The sequence below is a fragment of the Salipiger sp. CCB-MM3 genome, from assembly GCF_001687105.1.
Taxonomy (GTDB): domain Bacteria; phylum Pseudomonadota; class Alphaproteobacteria; order Rhodobacterales; family Rhodobacteraceae; genus Salipiger.
Map to the genome: position 1 here is coordinate 1,466,471 of NZ_CP014595.1, position 18,333 is coordinate 1,484,803.

The 18,333-nt window shown below is 69.2% G+C and carries 14 protein-coding genes; 11 read left to right on the forward strand and 3 right to left on the reverse strand.

From position 1 onward, the window contains the following. Nucleotides 1-75 precede the first annotated feature (75 nt). Nucleotides 76-1,296 carry a glycosyltransferase family 4 protein gene (locus AYJ57_RS07165; protein WP_066103183.1) on the reverse strand — a complete coding sequence of 407 codons (1,221 nt, stop codon included), beginning with the start codon at nt 1,294-1,296 and terminating at the stop codon, nt 76-78. A gap of 308 nt (nt 1,297-1,604) precedes the next feature. On the opposite strand from AYJ57_RS07165, the gene AYJ57_RS07170 reads away from it, so the two are divergent. Together AYJ57_RS07170 and AYJ57_RS07175 are read left to right on the forward strand one after the other, a co-directional pair. Continuing rightward, nucleotides 1,605-2,999 (forward strand): hypothetical protein, encoded by a 1,395-nt coding sequence (locus AYJ57_RS07170; RefSeq protein WP_066103186.1) that lies wholly within the window; start codon nt 1,605-1,607, stop codon nt 2,997-2,999. 22 nt (nt 3,000-3,021) lie between these two features. Beyond that, nucleotides 3,022-4,317, forward strand: coding sequence for a glycosyltransferase family 4 protein (locus tag AYJ57_RS07175; protein WP_066103189.1), 1,296 nt, complete (start codon nt 3,022-3,024; stop codon nt 4,315-4,317). Here AYJ57_RS07175 and AYJ57_RS07180 read toward each other — a convergent pair. Continuing rightward, nucleotides 4,229-4,816, reverse strand: a complete 588-nt coding sequence (locus AYJ57_RS07180) for a serine O-acetyltransferase (RefSeq protein WP_157374009.1) — start codon at nt 4,814-4,816, stop codon at nt 4,229-4,231. The genes AYJ57_RS07175 and AYJ57_RS07180 overlap by 89 nt on opposite strands. A gap of 289 nt (nt 4,817-5,105) precedes the next feature. Here AYJ57_RS07180 and AYJ57_RS07185 point away from each other — a divergent pair, with 289 nt between their 5' ends. The 3 genes from AYJ57_RS07185 to AYJ57_RS07195 are packed head-to-tail and all read left to right on the forward strand — an operon-like array spanning nt 5,106 to nt 9,447. Continuing rightward, nucleotides 5,106-7,112, forward strand: a complete 2,007-nt coding sequence (locus tag AYJ57_RS07185) for an acyltransferase family protein (protein WP_066103191.1) — start codon at nt 5,106-5,108, stop codon at nt 7,110-7,112. Further along, the gene (locus AYJ57_RS07190; RefSeq protein WP_066103194.1) at nt 7,109-8,677 is read left to right on the forward strand and encodes a GMC oxidoreductase; all 1,569 of its coding nucleotides are present in this window, start codon (nt 7,109-7,111) and stop codon (nt 8,675-8,677) included. The genes AYJ57_RS07185 and AYJ57_RS07190 overlap by 4 nt, the downstream gene beginning before the upstream one ends. After that, complete coding sequence (locus AYJ57_RS07195; RefSeq protein WP_066103196.1) at nt 8,674-9,447, forward strand: SDR family oxidoreductase; 774 nt, start codon at nt 8,674-8,676, stop codon at nt 9,445-9,447. Before AYJ57_RS07190 ends, AYJ57_RS07195 begins: the two co-directional genes overlap by 4 nt. On the opposite strand, the gene AYJ57_RS07200 is transcribed toward AYJ57_RS07195, so the two are convergent. Further along, on the reverse strand, nt 9,444-10,208 hold the full coding sequence (locus tag AYJ57_RS07200) for a WecB/TagA/CpsF family glycosyltransferase (RefSeq protein WP_066106818.1): 765 nt from the start codon (nt 10,206-10,208) through the stop codon (nt 9,444-9,446). The genes AYJ57_RS07195 and AYJ57_RS07200 overlap by 4 nt on opposite strands. Nucleotides 10,209-10,545: 337 nt before the next feature. On the opposite strand from AYJ57_RS07200, the gene AYJ57_RS07205 reads away from it, so the two are divergent. From AYJ57_RS07205 to AYJ57_RS07230, 6 genes are all read left to right on the forward strand, one after another. Continuing rightward, the gene (locus AYJ57_RS07205; RefSeq protein ID WP_066103199.1) at nt 10,546-11,673 is read left to right on the forward strand and encodes a Gfo/Idh/MocA family protein; all 1,128 of its coding nucleotides are present in this window, start codon (nt 10,546-10,548) and stop codon (nt 11,671-11,673) included. After that, nucleotides 11,661-12,659 carry an NAD-dependent epimerase/dehydratase family protein gene (locus tag AYJ57_RS07210; RefSeq protein WP_066103202.1) on the forward strand — a complete coding sequence of 333 codons (999 nt, stop codon included), beginning with the start codon at nt 11,661-11,663 and terminating at the stop codon, nt 12,657-12,659. Before AYJ57_RS07205 ends, AYJ57_RS07210 begins: the two co-directional genes overlap by 13 nt. Beyond that, nucleotides 12,656-13,864: a glycosyltransferase gene (locus AYJ57_RS07215; RefSeq protein WP_066103205.1), complete on the forward strand. Its 1,209-nt coding sequence runs from the start codon at nt 12,656-12,658 to the stop codon at nt 13,862-13,864. Before AYJ57_RS07210 ends, AYJ57_RS07215 begins: the two co-directional genes overlap by 4 nt. Then, complete coding sequence (locus tag AYJ57_RS07220) at nt 13,861-14,820, forward strand: glycosyltransferase (protein ID WP_066103208.1); 960 nt, start codon at nt 13,861-13,863, stop codon at nt 14,818-14,820. The genes AYJ57_RS07215 and AYJ57_RS07220 overlap by 4 nt, the downstream gene beginning before the upstream one ends. Before the next feature lie 11 nt (nt 14,821-14,831). Then, a complete protein-coding gene (locus tag AYJ57_RS07225) occupies nt 14,832-16,955 on the forward strand; it encodes an NAD-dependent epimerase/dehydratase family protein (RefSeq protein WP_066103210.1) in 2,124 nt (707 codons plus the stop codon). A 245-nt stretch (nt 16,956-17,200) separates the two neighbouring features. Beyond that, nucleotides 17,201-18,322 carry a CpsD/CapB family tyrosine-protein kinase gene (locus tag AYJ57_RS07230; RefSeq protein ID WP_066103213.1) on the forward strand — a complete coding sequence of 374 codons (1,122 nt, stop codon included), beginning with the start codon at nt 17,201-17,203 and terminating at the stop codon, nt 18,320-18,322. The last annotated feature ends 11 nt before the right edge of the window (nt 18,323-18,333 follow it).

Sequence of the window (18,333 nt, forward strand, 5' to 3'; positions counted from 1 at the left end):
AGGGCACAGGCCCCCATCCTGACCAGAACTTTCCCGATCACCGATCCGCGACCGGCGAAGCGGCGCCCGAAGCGGTCAGCCGACGGCGAGCGCAGCCTCGGCACCCTCGGAGGGCGCGGTCTGAGACGCCTGCTGTCTGCGGGCCACCTGTTCGTGCAAAAGCTCGGCGACGCGCGCGCCCCATGCGTCCCAGTTCAGCCGCTGCTCGTATTCGGTGCGGGTGCTGCGCGTCAGATCCGCGTAGCGTCCGGGCGCATCGAGGCAGCCGAGGATCCGCGCGGCGAACTCTTCGGCGCCACTGCCCGGCGGCAGCGCAAAGCCGTTGATCCCATCGCGCACCGGCACGCCGCCGATGCGCAGGCACAGCGAGGGCACGCCATGCGCCGACGCCTCACAGAAGGCGAACCCGTAGCTTTCGAAGCTCGGCATCACCACGAAATGGGCGCGGGCGTAGAGCTGCTGGAACAGCTCCGCCTGCGCGGGCACGGATTTGTCGAGCTGCGGGTGCACCTCCACATGCGGCGGGGCGCTGCCTTCGGGCGGCACGCAGCCGATCACCGTCAGCCGCGCGTCGATGCCGCGTGCGCGCAGCAGCGCGGTGACCTCGAGCGCCAGCGGCCCGCCCTTGGCCCACCAGTTGCGCCCGACCAGCAGCAGATGCACCGGCTTCGAGCGCGAGATCGCCCGCGGCGCCGGAGCCGGAGGCGGCGCGATATTGGCGCCCCAAGGCACCAGCTGCGCCTTGTCGTCAGGCAGGCCATAGCGCGCCTGCGCCGCGTCCATCAGCCATTGCGACGGCCAGAGCAGCAGGTCGGCGCGGCGAAAGACCTCGGCCTCGGCGCGCTCGACCCAAGCGTCGAACAGCCGCCCGCCGGGGATCAATCCGGGGTGGGCCTGCCCGATCTCCGAGCAGCGGTAGACGCTATGCGTGGCATCGGAGGTGTAGGCGACCGTCATCGGATAGGGCAGCCGCAGGTCTTTCAGGGCCTGAAACGCATAGGCCCCGAAGAGCACATCGAAACGCTCGCGCCGCAACGCCGCCTCGATATTCCGCGCCACCACCGAGGACAGCGCCATCTGTGCCCGCCACCGCAGCCGCAAGCTGAGAGCGTCGGGCAGGCGCAGGATCGCGCGGCGCAGCGGTTCGGCGGCGCCCCAGCCGGTGGGCAGGATGGTCACCTCTCCGGCGTGGTCACGCAGCGCATCGTGAATCCGCGCGTTGCCGCCGGAATAGAGGTTCCGGTCGAGCGGCGAGAAATCACTCAGATAGGCGATCTTGAGAGCGCGTTGGGCCATGGGTCTCGTTCTACACGTCAGCCGGATATCCCCCAAATCCTGCGCGAACAATCGGGCGTTACCGCGGCGCTATGGGAACAATCCGGTGACTTTTGCCGAGATTGAATAAACCCCGGCGCCGCAAAACATCTCCCCCCGGCCCAAGCTCCGCCACGATTGTGCCAATTCTGCCAGCTAGAGCAGGGCAAGGCCCCGGTGGCAGGCGACAGCGCCACGCGGGACTGATATGTTGAGCGGATGGTCTTGCGGCATGGGGGTGCCGCCCGTCCCTGTCCAGAGTAAGCGTTTCACGAGCATCGCGACCCGGTATGCCCAACCCTCTTGCCTTTCTGATGCTGGCGCTCTGGCCGATCGTGACGATTGTGCTGTTCCGCCGCATGGCGCCCGACCGGGCGCTGATCCTGGCATTGCTGGTGGGCTATCTGTTCCTGCCCGAGCCGCCCGCAGTCTTCGACCTGCCGATGTTCCCGCCGTTGACCAAGCACAATATCCCGGCGCTCGCCGCCTTTGCCTTTTGCCTCTGGCGTTATGGCATGCCGGGCGGGCTGCTGCCGCAGTCGATGATGGGGAAGGTGCTGCTGATCACCTATGTGGTCTCGCCGGTGATGACCGTGGTGACCAACACCGAGCCGGTGTTCTTTGGCCAGATCGGCCTGCCCGGGCTGGGCATCAAGGACGCGGTGGCGCTGGTGCTGCAACAGTTCCTGATCGTCCTGCCCTTCCTGCTGGCGCGGCAGTTCCTCGTGCAGGGCGGCTCGCAGCGGCGGCTGCTGGTGGCGCTGATCTGGGGCGGGGTGGTCTATACGCTGCCGATGCTGATCGAGCTGCGCATGTCGCCGCAGCTGAACAACTGGGTCTACGGCTATTACCAGCACCTCTTTGCCCAATCGGTGCGCTCTGACGGCTACCGGCCTGTGGTGTTCCTCTACCATGGGCTCTGGGTCGCTTTCTTCATGATGACCGCCACCGTCTCGGCCTGGGCGCTGTGGCGAACCGAGCGCAACGGCAAGATGCTAATGATCGCGCTGTGGCTGACGCTGATCCTCGTGCTGGCGAAATCGCTGGGGGCGCTGATCTTTGCCATCGTGCTGATCCCCTCGGTGCTGTTCCTGAGCCGCTTGGGGCAAATCCGCGTCGCCATCCTGATCGGCATGGTCGCGATCACCTATCCGGTGATGAAGGGCACGCATCTAATCCCCGAAGAGCGCCTGCTCACCCAGATCGCCAAGATCGATCAGGAACGCGCCTATTCGCTCGACTTCCGCTTCGACAATGAAAACACGCTGCTCGAGCGCGCCTACGAGAAACCCGTCTTCGGCTGGGGCAGTTGGGGGCGCAACCACATCCTCGATCCGGTCAGCGGCAATATCCTGACGGTGACCGACGGGCGCTGGATCATCGTCATCGGCGTCTATGGATGGGTCGGTTTCCTTGCCGAGTTCGGGCTGATCCTGCTGCCGCTGATCCTGCTCTGGCGCGAAAGCACCGCCGCGAACGAGGATATCATTACCCCCTTCATCGCGCCTTTGTCGCTGCTGCTGGCGATCAACCTCTCGGACATGGTGCCCAATGCCACGCTCACGCCGCTCACATGGCTCGTCGCAGGCTCGCTCACCGGCTATGCCGAGGCGCTGCGCGCCGGGCGGCTGAACCGCGCTTCGGTCGAGCAGTCGCGAGCGCTGAAATGGCAGTCCATTCTCTGACCTGATGCCCAAGCTCGCTGTGATGTCCTCCTCCCGTAAACCCCGCGTTCTGGCCATCGCCGAGGCCGCCAACCCCGAGTGGGTCAGCGTGCCGTTGGTCGGCTGGTCGCTGGCCGCTGCGCTGCGCGAGGTGGCCGAGGTGCATCTGGTCACGCAGGTGCGCAACCGCGAGGCACTGCTGCGCGCCGGGCTGACCGAGGGCCGCGAGTTCACCGCGATCGATTCCGAAGCCTTCGCCCGCCCGATGTGGAAGCTCGCCGAGGCTTTGCGTATGGGCGAGGGCAAAGGCTGGACCATGGTGCAGGCGATCAGCGCGCTGAGCTACCCGTGGTTCGAGCGGCTGGTCTGGCAGCGCTTCGGCGCCGAGATCACCGCGGGCGAGTGGGACATCGTGCACCGCATCACCCCGCTCAGCCCCACCACCGCCTCGCCGCTGGCCGGACGCTGCGCCGGGGCCGGCGTGCCCTTCGTGCTTGGGCCTCTGAACGGCGGCGTGCCATGGCCCAAGGGTTTCGACGCCGAGCGGCGGCGCGAGCACGAATGGCTGAGCTACCTGCGCGGCGCCTACAAGCTGATGCCCGGACGCGGCGCCACGCTGCGCCACGCCAGCGCGATCCTCGCCGGCTCGCGGCACACCGCCTCGGAAGTGCCCGCGCGCCATGCAGGCAAGCTGGTCTACCTGCCCGAAAACGCCATCGACCCCGCGCGGTTCAACAAGCGCGCCACCCCCGCGCCGGGCCCGCTGCGCGCGGCATTCGTCGGGCGGCTGGTGCCCTACAAGGGACCGGACATGCTGCTCGAGGCCGCCGCGCCGCTGCTGCGCGACGGGCGCATGGTGCTCGAGATGATCGGCGACGGGCCGATGCGCGCCACGCTCGAAGCGCGGGCGGCGGATCTGGGCATCGCCGATGCGGTCACCTTCCACGGCTGGCTCGATCACCGCGCGGTGCAGGATGTGCTCTGCCGCTGCCACCTGCTGCCCTTCCCCTCGATCCGCGAGTTCGGCGGCGGTGTTGTGCTGGAAGCGATGGCACTGGGGGTGGTGCCGATGGTGGTGGATTACGCCGGCCCGGGCGAGCTGGTCACGCCCGGCACCGGCTTCACGCTGCCCTGCGAGGATCGCGCCGGGATCGTCGCCGCATTTGCCGCCGCGCTCGAGCGGCTGGCGCGCGACCCCTCGGGACTGCCAACCATGGCCGATGCGGCGCGCGCGCGCGTCGAGCAGAGTTTCACATGGAGCCGGAAGGCGCAGCAGATCGCGCAGGTTTATGAGTGGGCTCTGCAGGGGCGCCCGGGTGCGCCGCCGGACCTCCTGTGACCGCCTCGGGCTGCCACGAGATGATCCGCGCCGGAACCCCGGCCACCACCGCCCCGGCGGGCACATCGCGCGTAACCACCGCATTGGCGCCGATCACCGCGTGATCGCCCACGGTCAGCGGTCCGATCAGCTTGGCCCCGGCGCCCACGTCCACATGCCCGCCCAACGTCACCGCCCCGGCCAGCGTGACCTGATGAAAGAGCAGGCAGTTGACCCCGATCACCGCGTCCGAATGCACCACGATGCCCTGCGGATGCGGCATCCGCAGCCCGCCGCCGATCTCGGTGCCCAGATGAATCTCGCATTGCGTGATGACCGACCAGACCCGGTGCACCAGCACCCAGTATTTCGACGCCAGCTTGCCAAACACCCCGCCCCGCGCCCGCGCGGCGCTGTAACGGCGGAGGGCGCGCAGCAGCTTCTGCCCCGGATCCCAGACCCCGCGCAAATCCTCGCGCGTCCAGTCCGGCACCTGCGCCGAAATCCTCTCACCTGCCATGACGGCCCCACCCCACTCAAACGCCACAGGTCTGCCCGACCAGCCGACATTCTTGCCCTCGGCTCGCAGTTTCGCAACACTTATGAGGCTAGGATACCCTTAGCCGCCTTTTCCTTTGCAGCCCGGACAGCGCCGCCGCTATAGTCGGCGCTGTGTTCATGCGGGGCTCATGCGGGGGCGTGAGGCGAGTATGTCATTGTCGAGACCCGGTTTTCTCATGTCAGAACCCGCCCCACTTTCCAATGCTGCACCGCCCGGACCGGGCGCGCCACAGCCGCTGCACACTCCGATGCCCTACCGCCCCGACATTGACGGGCTGCGCGCCGTCGCGGTGCTGGCGGTGGTGCTTTATCACTTCGGCCTGCCATGGCTCGGCGGCGGCTTCACCGGCGTCGACGTGTTCTTCGTGATCTCGGGATTTCTGATCGGCGGCATCCTCTGGCGCGAGCATGAGGCCGAGGGGCGCATCCGCCTCGGCGCCTTCTACCTGCGCCGCTTCCGCCGCCTTGCCCCGGCCTTCTTTGCCATGGCGCTGATCACCGCCGCGCTTGGCGCCGCGCTGCTGCTGCCCTTCGAGTTCCGCGAGTTCGGCAAGTCGCTGATCGCCGCCACGGTCTATCTGTCGAATGTGCTCTTCTACAAACAGGCGGGCTATTTCGACACGGGCGCCGAGATGAAGCCACTGCTGCACACGTGGTCTCTGGCGGTCGAAGAGCAGTTCTATCTTTTCCTGCCGCTGCTGATCGCGCTGCTGTCGCGGCACCGCCAAGTGCTGCTGATGGCGCTGGTGGCGGTCTGGGGCGCCTCTCTGGTCTCGTCGGTCCTTGCCACGCCCAGCCATCCGGGCGCGGCCTTCTACCTCTTCCCGTTCCGCGCGTGGGAGCTTTTGTCGGGCGTGCTTCTGGCGATCTGGGGGCTGGAGACCGGGCGCGTCTGGCGCGGCCGCGCGGCGCTCAGCTGGGCCGGGCTGGCGCTCATCGCGGTAAGCGTGACGCTGATCCCGGCCGGGCCGATGTTTCCCGGATTGCTCGCCCTGCCGCCGGTGCTGGGCACGGTGCTGTTGATCGCCAATGGCACCGGCGCAAACCCGGTCAACCGCGCGCTGTCGCATCCGGTGGCGCTGTTCTTCGGACGCATCTCCTACTCGCTCTACCTCTGGCACTGGCCGGTGGTGACGCTGTCGCTCTACCTGCGCGGCAGCTACAGCGGCCCGCTCGAGGCCGCCGCATGGATCGCGCTGTCGGTGGTGCTGGCGTGGCTCTCCTGGCGCTTCATCGAAATGCCCGTCCGCCGTGCCCGCCTCGCCCCGCCGCTGGTCTTCGGCGGCACGGCGCTGGCCTCGGCGGCGGCGCTGGCGGTGGGCGGCTGGCTCTATCTCGGCGACGGTCTGGCAGAGCGGTTCGGCCCATCGGTGCGCCCGCATATCGCCGCCTCGGCGGATTTCCTGCAGGACTGGAGCCGCTGCACCACCCCTGAAAGCGGCCCGCTCATGGGGATCGAGACCTGCCCGATCGGCCCGGAAGGCGCGCCGCAGGTGCTGGTCTGGGGCGACAGCCATGCGCGCGCCTTCAAAGAGGGGCTCGATCTGGCCGCGCATGAGGCCAATGTGTCCGGACTGATCATCTGGCGCGCGGGCTGTCCGCCGCTCTTTGGTCTGCGCAAGAGCGAGAGCGCCGCCACCCCGGCGCAGGATCACGCCTGCACGCAGGCCAATCTGCAGATCCGTCAGGCGCTTCCCAGCCTCGACAGCCTGCAGCGCGTGGCGCTGATCGGACGCTGGACCTATTACGCCCATGGCAGCGGCATCGGCCTCGACGCGGGCAATAGGATCACCGTCACCCCCACCGATGCGCCGACCCCCGCCGGGGTGCCGCAGGCCAGCATCCTCGCCGAGGCGGAACGCACCACCGTCGCCGAGCTGCGCGGCCTCGTGCCCGACGTTGTGGTGCTGCGCCAACCGCCCGAGATCCCGGGCTACGACAGCCGCCTCGCCGCGCGTGAGGCCGCCCACGCGGGCTGGCCGCTGGCCAAGACCCCTGTCACCGCGCCGGACGTGCCGCGCAGCGCTCTGGCGCAGCGCAGCGCCGAGGCAGAAGCGCCGTGGCGCGCCATGGCCGAGGCCGGACAGATCCGCTGGATCGACACATGGCCCCGCTTCTGCGACGCCGAGGCCTGCCACGCGCTGCACGATGGGCAGGGCTGGTATTTCGACAACAACCACATCACCAACGCCGCCGCGCTGGCGCTGCGCGATCTCTTCGGCCCGATCTTCGGCACCAAGGTGGCCGGGCTGTGAGCCATCCGCTGACCGAAACGCTCTGGGATGCCGTGGTCATCGGCACCGGCATCGGCGGCGGCACGCTGGGGCGGGCCTTGGCCGAGGCGGGACAGAAGGTGCTGTTCCTCGAACGCGGCCCCGCCGGGCAGCGCAGCGCCCGCAACGGCCTGTCCGAGGTGTTCATCCCCGAGGCGCGGCTGGCGCGCGGGCTCTGGCCCGAGCCGCTGCACGCCACGGTGGACGGGGTGGAAAGCTCCTTCTACGCGCCGCTCGGGGCCGGGCCGGGGGGCAGTTCGGTGTTCTACGCGGCCACGCTGGAACGGCCCGAGCGGCACGATCTCGACGATCTGCCCGGCCTGCCGCATCCGGCGGGCGGCTGGCCGGTGGGCTTTGACGCTATGCGCCCATGGTACGACCGCGCCGCCGGGCTCTACCATATCCACGGCACTCCCGATCCGCTCTCGCCCGAGCCGCCTTTGCCGCTGGAAGTGCCGCCGCCGCTCACCAGCACCGAAGAGGCGCTGATGGAGGCGCTGCAGCGCGCCGGGCTGCATCCCTACCACGCCCATACCGCCATCGCGCGCACGCCCGATTGCCTCAACTGCCTCGGCACCAAATGTCCGCGCCACTGCAAGATGGACGGGCGCTCCGCCGGGGTCGAACCGGCGCTGAAGACCGGCAATGCCATGCTGCTGGACCGGGCCGAGGTGACGCGGCTGCTGGGATCGGGCGACACGGTCGAGGGTGTGGAACTACGCCGCGACGGCGAGACCCATGTGGTCCGCGCCCGCAGCTACGTGCTGGCCGCCGGGGCGCTCAACTCGCCGCGCCTGCTGCTGGCCTCGGCCTCCGAGGCATGGCCCGAGGGGGCAGCCAACGGCTCGGGCCTCGTCGGGCGTAACCTGATGTTCCACCTCAACGAGATGTTCGCGCTCTGGCCGCCGCGCGGCACGCCCGACGCGGGGGCGACCAAGGCCATTTCGCTGCGCGATCTCTACCACGCGGGCGGCACCCGCATGGGCACGGTGCAGGCCATGGGCATCCGCGCCTCTTATGGCGAGATTGTCTTTTACCTCAACCGGATGCTGGCCCGCTCAAAGCTGCGCCACCTGCCCGGTGCGTCGCAACTGACCCGCCTGCCCGCCGCCATTGCCGCGCAGCTCTTTGGTCACGCGCAGATCTTTGTCGGCCTGCTCGAAGACCTGCCCTATCCCGAGAACCGCGTGACCTATGATCCGGCGCAGCCGCAGCGCCTGTCGATCGACTACACGCTGCATCCCGAACTGCTGCAGCGCCGCCGCGCATTTCGCCGCGCCATCAGCCGCGCCCTGAAAGGCCAACGGCGCGCGTTTCTTGGCGTCGCGCCAGAGCTGAACTTCGGCCATCCCTCCGGCACGCTGCGGTTCGGCACCGACCCGGCCCGCTCGGTGCTGGATGCCGAGTGCCGCGCCCATGGGCTGCGCAACCTGCGCGTGGCCGATGCGTCTTTCATGCCCAGTTCGATGGGGGTGAACCCCTCGCTGACCATCGCCGCCAACGCCCTGCGGGTGGCCGACTCGCTGCTCAAGGAGCCCCGCCGATGACCCAGCTTCGCCCCTCCGAAGGCATCGCCGTGATCACCGGGGCCGGATCCGGCCTTGGCCGCGCCATGGCGATTGAGCTGACCCGCCGCGGCTTCACCGTCGCGGGGCTTGGCCGCCGCCGCGCCGCGCTGGAGGAAACCCGCGCCCGTGCCGAGCCGGGGCGGTTCCACCTCTTCGCCTGCGATGTCTCGAACCCGGCAGAGGTCGATCAGGCCTTCGCCCGCATCCGCGCCGAGCTTGGGCCCGTGGTCTTGCTGATCAACAACGCCGCCAGCTACCCGCGCCGCGATGTCCTAGACGAAAGCGCGACGAGCTTCATGCAGACCGTCGGCACCAATCTTGGCGGAACCATCGCCTGCAGCCGCGCCGCGCTGCAGGACATGGTGGAGAGCGGACGCGGACGCATCCTCAACGTCGCCACCTTCGCCGATCTCGCGCCGCTGCCCGCGGCCTCGGCCTATTCCGTCTCCAAAGGTGCGGCGCGCATCTTCACCCGCGCGCTGATTGCCGATCTGTCGGACCGTTTCCCGCAGATCGTCATCGGCGACTGGATGCCCGGCATGCTGAACACGGCCATGGGCATTCCGGACGGGATCGCGCCCGAGCAGGCGGCGCGCTGGGGCGTGGCCTTGGCGCTCGACGCCGATCCGGCACTGACCGGCGCCGTGTTCGAGATGGACCGCGAGGTGCTGCCGCCGCGCGGCCTGAAGGGCAAGCTGAAGGATGCGCTGCGTCTGCGCCGGCACCGCCCGCGCCGGATCACGCCCTAGGCCTGTTTCGAGAACAGCCGCAGCAGCAGCGCCCGCACAGTCTGCCCCGGCACGATCGCAAGGCAGCGCAGGTAGCGCAGGCCCAGCCGCCGCGGGTTGCTTGCCGCGCGCCACAGCCATTCCAGCGCCATCTGCCGGGTCCATTCCGGGGCCCGCGCCTGCGTTCCGGCAAAGAAATCCAGCCCTGCGCCGATCCCGGCAAAGCCGACACCGGGTGCAAGCCGCCGTCCCGCCGCGCCAAAGATTTCCTGCTTGGGCGCGCCCAGCGCGACAAAGCACAGGCCCGCACCGGCAGCGGTGATCTCATCGAACACCGCCTCGGCCTCGGGCCCTTCGGGATCAAATCCCATGGGCGGCGAAATCGTCGCGACGACGCTCAGGTCCCGCACCTCGCGTTCGAGGAAGCTTTTCGCGCGCGACAGCGCCGCAGGCGTGCTGCCGACAAGCGCCACACCGACGCCCAGCCGCGCGGCGATCCGCGCCAGCGGCAGGATCGCGTCCGAGCCCGGGATCAGCTCGACCGGACGCCCCGCAAGCCGCGACATCCAGACGATGGGATTGCCGTCGGCCACAACAAAATCCTGCGCCGCATAGGCGGCACGGAACGGGGCGGATGTGCGCAGTTTCACAAGATGGTCGAGGTTGATCGTCGCCAGCGCAAAGCCCTGACGCTGGGCGAGCCTTTCGGTCACCCGCGCCTGCAGCGCGGCCCAGGTCGGCACGTTGACCGCCACCCGGTATCCGGCAATCTTGAATTCCATGCGCGGATCCATCGGCGCGTCTTATCCCCTGTGGCCCGGGCTTGGCTCTCGCCTCTGGTCTCGGCGCGAACCCTGCCGCAAGCCGCATGGGTATCCTAGTTGCCGGTGCCAATTTGCCCGCGACCGTGGCCGCCGTGCCGCACCCGCAAAGCAAATCCGCCGATTTCCCGGCAAAGCGGCAAACTCTCCTGCAACGCGCCGAATTTCGGTCAAATTTCTCTGGTGAATGAGCGTGACGTCGTTTTCATGATCCGTAACCAGGTTGCCGAATGATGCTGTTTCCCGTCCCCCGCCCCGCGCAATGCGCCGGTGCGCCCCGCCGCTTGGCAGGGTGCCGATGACGGGACAGGTCGCCCTTCTCGGCTGCGGCTTCGTGGCGGATCTCTACCTGCGCTCGCTGCAGGCGATGGCGGGCCTCACTGTGCACTCGGTGCATGACCGCGACGCCGCCCGCCTGAGCCGTTTCTGCGCCCATTGGCAGCTGCGCGCCGAGCCGGACCTGCAGGCCTTCATAAACGCCCTGCCCGCCGACTGCATCGTGCTCAACCTGACCAACCCGGCAGAGCATTACGCGCTGAACCGGCGGCTGCTGGAGGCCGGGCACCACGTCTATTGCGAAAAGCCCCTCGCCATGGAAATCGAACAGGCGCGCGCCTTGCACGCTTTGGCCGCAGAGCGGGGCGTGATGCTGGCCTCGGCGCCCTGTTCGGTGCTGGGCGAGGCGGCGCAGACGCTAGGCCACGCGCTGCGCGAAGGCACCGCAGGCACGCCGCGCGCCATCTACGCCGAGCTTGACGACGGTTTCATCCCGCAGGCGCCCTATCAGGGTTGGACCAGCGAGAGCGGCGCGCCATGGCCCTATGAGGACGAATTCCGTGTCGGCTGCACACTGGAACATGCGGGCTATTATCTGACGTGGCTGATCGGATGGTTCGGCACGGTGCGCAAGGTTGTCGCGGCCTCTGCCGAAGTGCTGCCCGACAAGGCAGGCCTCGGCCCGACCGCGCCCGACCTTTCCGTCGCCACGCTGTTCTTCGAGAACGGCCCGGTGACCCGGCTCACCTGCTCGATCGTCGCCAGCCATGGCCACGGCATCCGCATCTTCGGCGACCGCGGCGTGCTCAGCTGCGAGGCCTCGTGGGACAATGCCGCCAAGGTGAAATTCGCCAAGCGCGGCACCCTGCGTCGGCGGCTGGTGGAAAGCCCCTTCCCGCGCCGCATCCGGCTGAAACAGCCCACCCACCCCAAGGTGAAACGCTGGGGCGCGGCGGCGATGAATTTCATGCTTGGCCCCGCCGAGATGCTGGACGCGCTGCGCGAGAACCGCCCGTGCCGCCTGTCGGCGGAGTTCGCGCTGCATCTGACCGAGGTCACGCTGGCGATCCAGAACGCCGGCGAAGACGCAGGCGCGCAGGCGATGACCACGCGCTGCGCACCGCTGGAGCCGATGCCATGGGCGCGCTGAGCAGCCAGACGGCGGGCGCGGGCACGGCGCGCATCCTGCTCACCGGCGCCACCGGCTTCGTCGGGCGCGCGGTGCTGGCCGAGGCGCGCGTACAGGGGGTCGAGCTGGTCGCGGTGCTGCGCGCGGCCCCGCCCGAGGGCTGGGCGCAGATGAAAGGCGTCACGCTCTGCCGCGCCGATCTGTCGGATCCCGCCTGCGTATCCGAGCTGCGCAAGGCCGCCGAGGGCTGCAGCGCGGTGATCCATGCCGCCGCACATCTGGGCGGCGATGCCGAGGCGGTCGAGGCAGCCACCATCGACGGCACGCGGCATCTGCTACAGGCGCTCGACGGGCTGCCGCTGCACCTCGTGCTGGTCAGTTCCATCGCCGTCTACGACACCGCGCGGCTCTCCCCCGGCGACGCGGTGACCGAGAAGCTGCCGCTCGAGGCCGTGCAGACCGCGCGCGATCCCTATGTCGCGGGCAAGCTGGCGCAGGAGGATCTCTGCCGCGCCTCCGGGCTGCCGCTGTGGATCCTGCGCCCCGGCGCGATCTTTGGCGAGGGGCGTACGTGGAACGCCCATCTCGGGCCGGCGCTGGGGCCGCTGCTGATCCGCGTCGGCACCAAAGGCGAGCTGCCCTTGGCCCATGTCGGCCATGTGGCCAAGCGCCTGCTGCAGGCGGCGCGCCGCGCTCCCGGCGCCACGCAGGTGCTCAATATCGTCGATCCCGACCGCCCCGACCGTACCCGCTTTCTGCGCGCCCATGCGGGGTCGGGCTGGCCCAAGCTGGTGCTGCCGCTGCCGTGGCCGCTGTGGCTGGCGGCGGCGCGGATCCTGTCGCCGCTCAGGGCGCATCTGCCGGGGCTGCTGCGCGTCGCTCCGCTGAAGGCGCGGATGATGCCCCTGCGCTACCCGGACCGCGCGCTTCTATCGGCGCTTGGCCCGCTCTCGCTGCCCCGGTTTGAGACGCTGATGGCCCGCGCGTTGCAGGAGGGCCGCGAATGAGCCGCCCCAAGCTGGCCTATCTCACCGGCGAATACCCCCGCGCGTCGGATACCTTCATCCAGCGCGAGGTGGCGGCGCTGCGCGCGATGGGGCACGAGGTGCTGACCTGCTCGATCCGCACCACCGGGGCCGAGCATCTGGTGGGCCCAGAGCAGCGCGCCGAACATGCCCAGACCTTCAAGGTGCTGGAGGCCTGCCGCGCGCCGCTGCGGCTGCTGCGCGCCCATGCCCGCTGCCTGCGCAGCCCTTCGCGCTACCTGCGCGCGTTGGCGCTGGCGTGGCGGACGGCCCCCAAGGGGCTGAAGGGCCGCGTCTACAACCTCATCTATTTCGCCGAAGCGGGGGTGCTCGCCGACCATCTGGCAGCGGCGGGCGTGCAGCATCTGCACAACCATATCGCCAAGGCCTCCTGCACCGTCGCGATGCTGGCCTCCGAGCTTTCGGGCATTCCCTACAGCTTCACCATCCATGGCCCCGACATCTTCTTTGAGCCGCACCACTGGCGCATCGACGAAAAGACCCGCCGCGCCCAGTTTGTCGCCTGCATCAGCGCCTATTGCCGCGCGCAACTGATGTGTTTCGCCGATGCCGCCGACTGGCCCAAACTGCGGATCGTGCATTGCGGCATCGACCCCGAACGCTATGCCCCCGCCGCGCAGAGCGGGCAGAGCCTGCTTTTCGTCGGGCGGCTCGCCGGGGTGAAGGGCGTGCCGGTGCTGCTGCGCGCGCTGGCGGATCTCGCCCCGCGCCATCCCGACCTGCGCCTGCGGCTGATCGGCGACGGGCCGGAGCGGGGCGCGCTCGAACGCAAGGCCGCCGAACTGGGCCTTACACAGCGCGTGGAGTTCCTTGGCTACCGCTCGCAGGCCGAGGTCGCCGAGGCGCTGAGCGCCGCCGACATCTTCGTGCTGCCAAGCTTCGCCGAAGGCGTGCCGGTGGTGCTGATGGAGGCGATGGCGGCGCAGCTTCCCGTGGTCACCACCCGCATCGCCGGGGTGCCGGAACTGGTGGAGCATGGCGCAAGCGGCCTGCTGGTGCCGCCCGGAGAGGCGGGCGCATTGGCCGCCGCGCTCGACAGCCTGCTGAGCGATCCCGACGCGCGCCGCCGCATGGGCGCCGCGGGCCGCGCCAAGGTGATCGCCGAGTTCGACATCAAAACCGAGGCCGCCAAGCTTTCGGCCCTCTTCAGCGAGGGCTCGGCATGAGCGAGGTGGACGTGGTTCTCATCGGCCGCAATGAGGGCGTGCGGCTGGTCGCGGCGCTCGGCTCGGTGCAGGGACAGGCGCGGCAGTTGGTCTATGTGGACAGCGGCTCGACCGACGGCAGCGTCGAGGCCGCACGCAAGGCCGGGGCGCGCGTTGTCCAGCTCGACCTTTCCACGCCCTTCACCGCCGCCCGCGCCCGCAACGCGGGATATGCCGCGCTGGACGATCCGCAGCTGGTGCAATTCATCGACGGCGATTGCGCGCTCGTGCCCGGCTACCTGCAGGCTGCTCGCGCCCATCTGCGGGCCAACCCGCAGATCGGTATGGTCACCGGCTGGCGCTCAGAGATCCACCGCGACGCCAGCCTCTACAACCAGCTCTGCGACGTGGAGTGGCGCCGCCCGGCGGGCGAGATCCTCGCCTGTGGCGGCGACATGATGGTGCGCGCCGAGGCTTTTGCCGAGGTCGGCGGCTTCGATCCCACGGTGATCGCCGCCGAGGATGACGAGTTCTGTACCCGCCTGCGCAAGGCCGGGTGGACGCTCGAACGCATCCCCCACGAGATGACCCGCCATGACGCCGCGATGACCCGCTTCTCGCAATGGTGGCGCCGCGCTGTGCGCACCGGCCACGGGTTTGCGCAGGTCGGCCATCTGCACCCCGAGTATTTCACCACAGAGCGCAAGCGCGCGCTGGTCTATGCGCTTGGCCTGCCGCTGCTGCTCCTGCTTGGCCTGCTGATCGTCGGGCCGCTGGCGCTGCTGGTGCTCGCCGCCTATCCGCTCAACTGGGCCCGCACCGCGCGCGGCCTGCGCCGCGAGGGGCTGCCCGTCCCCGAGGCACGCCGCCACGCGCTGCTGCTCACCCTTTCGAAGTTTCCCAATCTCGTCGGCATGGCCACCTACCATTGGCGGCGCCTGCGGCAGGCACCGATGCGCCTGATCGAGTATAAGTAAGGACCCCCGCCATGCCCCAACCTTGGTCAAAGCCGCAACCCATTCGCGTCGGCCTCATCGGCGCAGGCTATATCGCAAGCTGGCACGCCGATGCGCTGGCCGCGACCGAGGACGCGGTGGTCGCCGCCGTCTGCGACCTCTCGCAGCCCGCCGCCGAAGGGCTGGCGCTGCCGCATGGCGCGCAGGTCTTCGGCACAGTCGAGGCGCTGATCGAAAGCGGTGCCTGCGACGCGGTGCATATCCTCACCCCGCCGCATCTGCATGCCGCCTTGGCGCAGCAATGCCTGAAGGCCGGGCTGCATGTGCTGGTGGAAAAGCCGGTGGCGGTGAGCCTTGACGAAACCCGCGCCATCGCCGCCGCTGCCGAGGCGGCGGGCAAACGCTTTCACCCCGGGCACAACTTCCTTGGCCTGCCCTCTTATGTGCGGATGAAAGAGGCGCTGCGGGCGGGCGATTATGGCCGCGTCTCGCAGGCCGAGATCAGCTGGGCGCTGCCGCTGGCGCCGCTGCGCTCGGGGCCTTTCAACCTGTGGCTGCTGCGCGAGCCCAAGAACTTGCTGCTGGAACTGGGGCCGCATCCCTTCGCCTTCGCCGTCGATCTCTTCGGCCCGCTCGAGGTGCTCTACGCCGAGGCGACGAAACCCGTCCCGCTGCCCGGCGATGATCCGCGCCCGCAGGGTTTCCGCATCCTCGCGCGCGCAGGCGGTGTCGAGATCACCTTCAGCCTGTCGATGGTCGAAACGGTCGATGACCGCTCGGTCACCCTGCGCGGCTCCTCGGGGCGGGCGCGGCTCGACTATGCGGCCGACACGCTTGTGGTGGACCGCGAGAACGCCTCGGACCTCATCGTGAACCCGCTGCGCAGACAGGTGGACCTCGGCTGGCAGCATCTGCGCGAAGGCCTGCGCAACGCCGCCGTGCAAACCGCCTCGCTGAACCAGAAAGGCCCCTATGCGCAAAGCTTCCGGGGCATGTGCGCGGCGGTCTATGGCGCGCTGGCGCGGGGCAAGCCGCAGGACGCCCGCTTTTCCGCCGAGAGCGCGGTGCAGGTGATGCAGGCCATCGACGCCGCCATCGCCAAGCTGCCGCCCGAGGCGCTGGAGGTGAAGGCCCCCGCCGTGCAGAGCCGCAAGCCGCAGCCCACCGCCATGGTGATCGGCGGCACCGGCTTTATCGGGCGCGCGCTGACCCGCAAGCTGGTGGCAGAGGGCCACGACGTGCGGGTGCTGTCGCGCGGTCGCCATGGCCCCTTCCCCGATCTGCCCGATCAGGTCGAGACGGTGGGCGTCTCGCTGCATGATCTCGATGCGCTGACCGAGGCGATGCAGGGCATCGACGTGGTCTACAACCTTGCCCGCTCGCTGGAAAAGACATGGGCCGAGGCGCTGGTGAACGACGTGGGTGTCGCCACCCGCATCGCCATGGCCTGCGAGAAAGCCGGGGTGAAGCGCCTCGTCTACACCGGCACGATCGCCAGCTACGATATGTCCGATCCGGGCGTGCAGATCACCGAAGAGACCCGCTTTCCCAAGGATATGTCGGACCGCAACCTCTACGCCCGCTCCAAGGCCGAATGCGAACGGCAGTTGATGAAGCTGCACCGCGAGCGCGGCCTGCCCGTCACCATCGCCCGCCCCGGCATCGTGGTCGGCCATGGCGGGCCGCTGCAGCACTGGGGCATCGGGCGCTGGCATGGCGCGGGCGCGGTGCGCATCTGGGGGCCGGGCAAGAACATCCTGCCCTTCGTGCTGATCGACGATGTCGCCGAGGGGCTGATGCGGATGGGCGAACATCCCGGCGCGGTGGGCGAGAGCTTCAACCTCGTGGGCGAGCCGATGCTGAGCGCCCGCGACTATTTCGACGCGATCCACGAAACGCTGGGCGCGCGCATCCGCGTCAGTTCAGGCAACCTCAACGTCTTCTACGCCAGCGACGCGGTGAAATACGGGCTGAAGAAATACGCGCTGCGCAAGCGCGGGCTGGTGCGCCCCTCGCGCGCCGACTGGCAAAGCCGGGCGCATTTCTCGCCGTTCGTCAACGACAAGCCCAAGCGCGTGCTCGGCTGGCAGCCCGAGGCGGATCGCGCCGTCTTACTTGAAAAGGCGATCACGCAGGCCAATCTCTTTGGCTTCTAGGCACGCCGAGTCGGCCTCATGGGGCTGCCACGGATCGTGAACAATCCCCGCAATTTCACCTCATTCTTGACCGAATCGAATGGTGTTCTGGGGACGAAGGTAAATATCGAGTGCGCGCGCCGGGGCCCAGCGGCCCCAGCGAGACAAGGCAGGACAAAGAGCGGTATAGTTCCACGGCAGGTGCGAGACGCGCCGCCGGAACGGATCCGGCAGCGCCCCTGCCCGTGCGGTGCGGAGAGACGAGTATGGTAGAACGCCGGAGATTCCGCCGTCGGAAGCGGAGCGAAGAGACGCCGGAGGATCCCCCGATCCTTCCGCTCGAGCGCCGTGAAGAGCGTCTCGCCCGCCGCCGTGCCGACCGCGACGCCGAAGAGGCCCGTGCCGCCGCGCAGGTCCGGGTACGCCGTCAGGCCGAAGAGGCCGAACGCGAGCAGGCCGAGAGAGAACGGGCCGCGCAAGAGCAGGCCGAACGCGAGCAGGCCGAGATGGAGGCTGCGCGGCGCGAGCTTGCCAGCCTTCGGCCCACCGCTCCTGCTGCCTCTGCCGAACAGCTTGCCCCCGCTCAGACCGTTCCGCCCGCTGCGGAGGCACCGGCCCGCCCGCCGCGCCGCGCCGTCACCCGGCGTCCGGCACCGCAGGCCACGCTGCTGTGGGATCAGCTTCCGGTCTTCGAGATCGACAGCGATCATCTCGAACGCAACCGCATCATCACCGCCAACCGCGAAGATCCGGCCCATGCCGCCTTTGACGTGCTGCGCACGCGGCTGACGCAGGCGCTCGCCGAAAACGGCTGGACCCGCGTCGGCATCACCTCGCCCAGCAAGGGATGCGGCAAGACTTTCACCGCCGCCAACCTCGCGATCAGCCTGTCGCGGCAGGAGGGTCTGCGCGCCATGCTGATGGACCTCGACCTGCGCAACCCGTCGCTGCACAAGGCAATGGGCGTCCGCGCGCCGGGCTGCATGGGTGCGCTGCTGCGCGGCGCGATCTCGCCCGAGGCGCATCTGATGCGCATGGGAGAGAACCACATCCACGCCGGGCACGACATCGCCTTCGGCTTCAACGAGGTGATCGAGCCCTATGCCGCCGAACTGCTGAACGCTCCGGCCACCGCCGAAGTGCTGACTTCGATCGAGGCGCGGCTGCAGCCGGATGTGATGCTCTTCGACCTGCCGCCCGCGCTTTACTACGACGACGTGCTGGCCTTCCGCCCGCAGATCGACGGCGTGCTGCTGGTGGTCGGCGGCGGCATCACCACCGAGCGCGAGATTCGCGAGGTCGAGCGCAGGCTCGGCACCTCGACGCCGCTGCTGGGGATGGTGCTGAACAAGGCCGAGGGCACGGAGCTCAAGAAATACCAGTATTGAGCGTGCCGCAC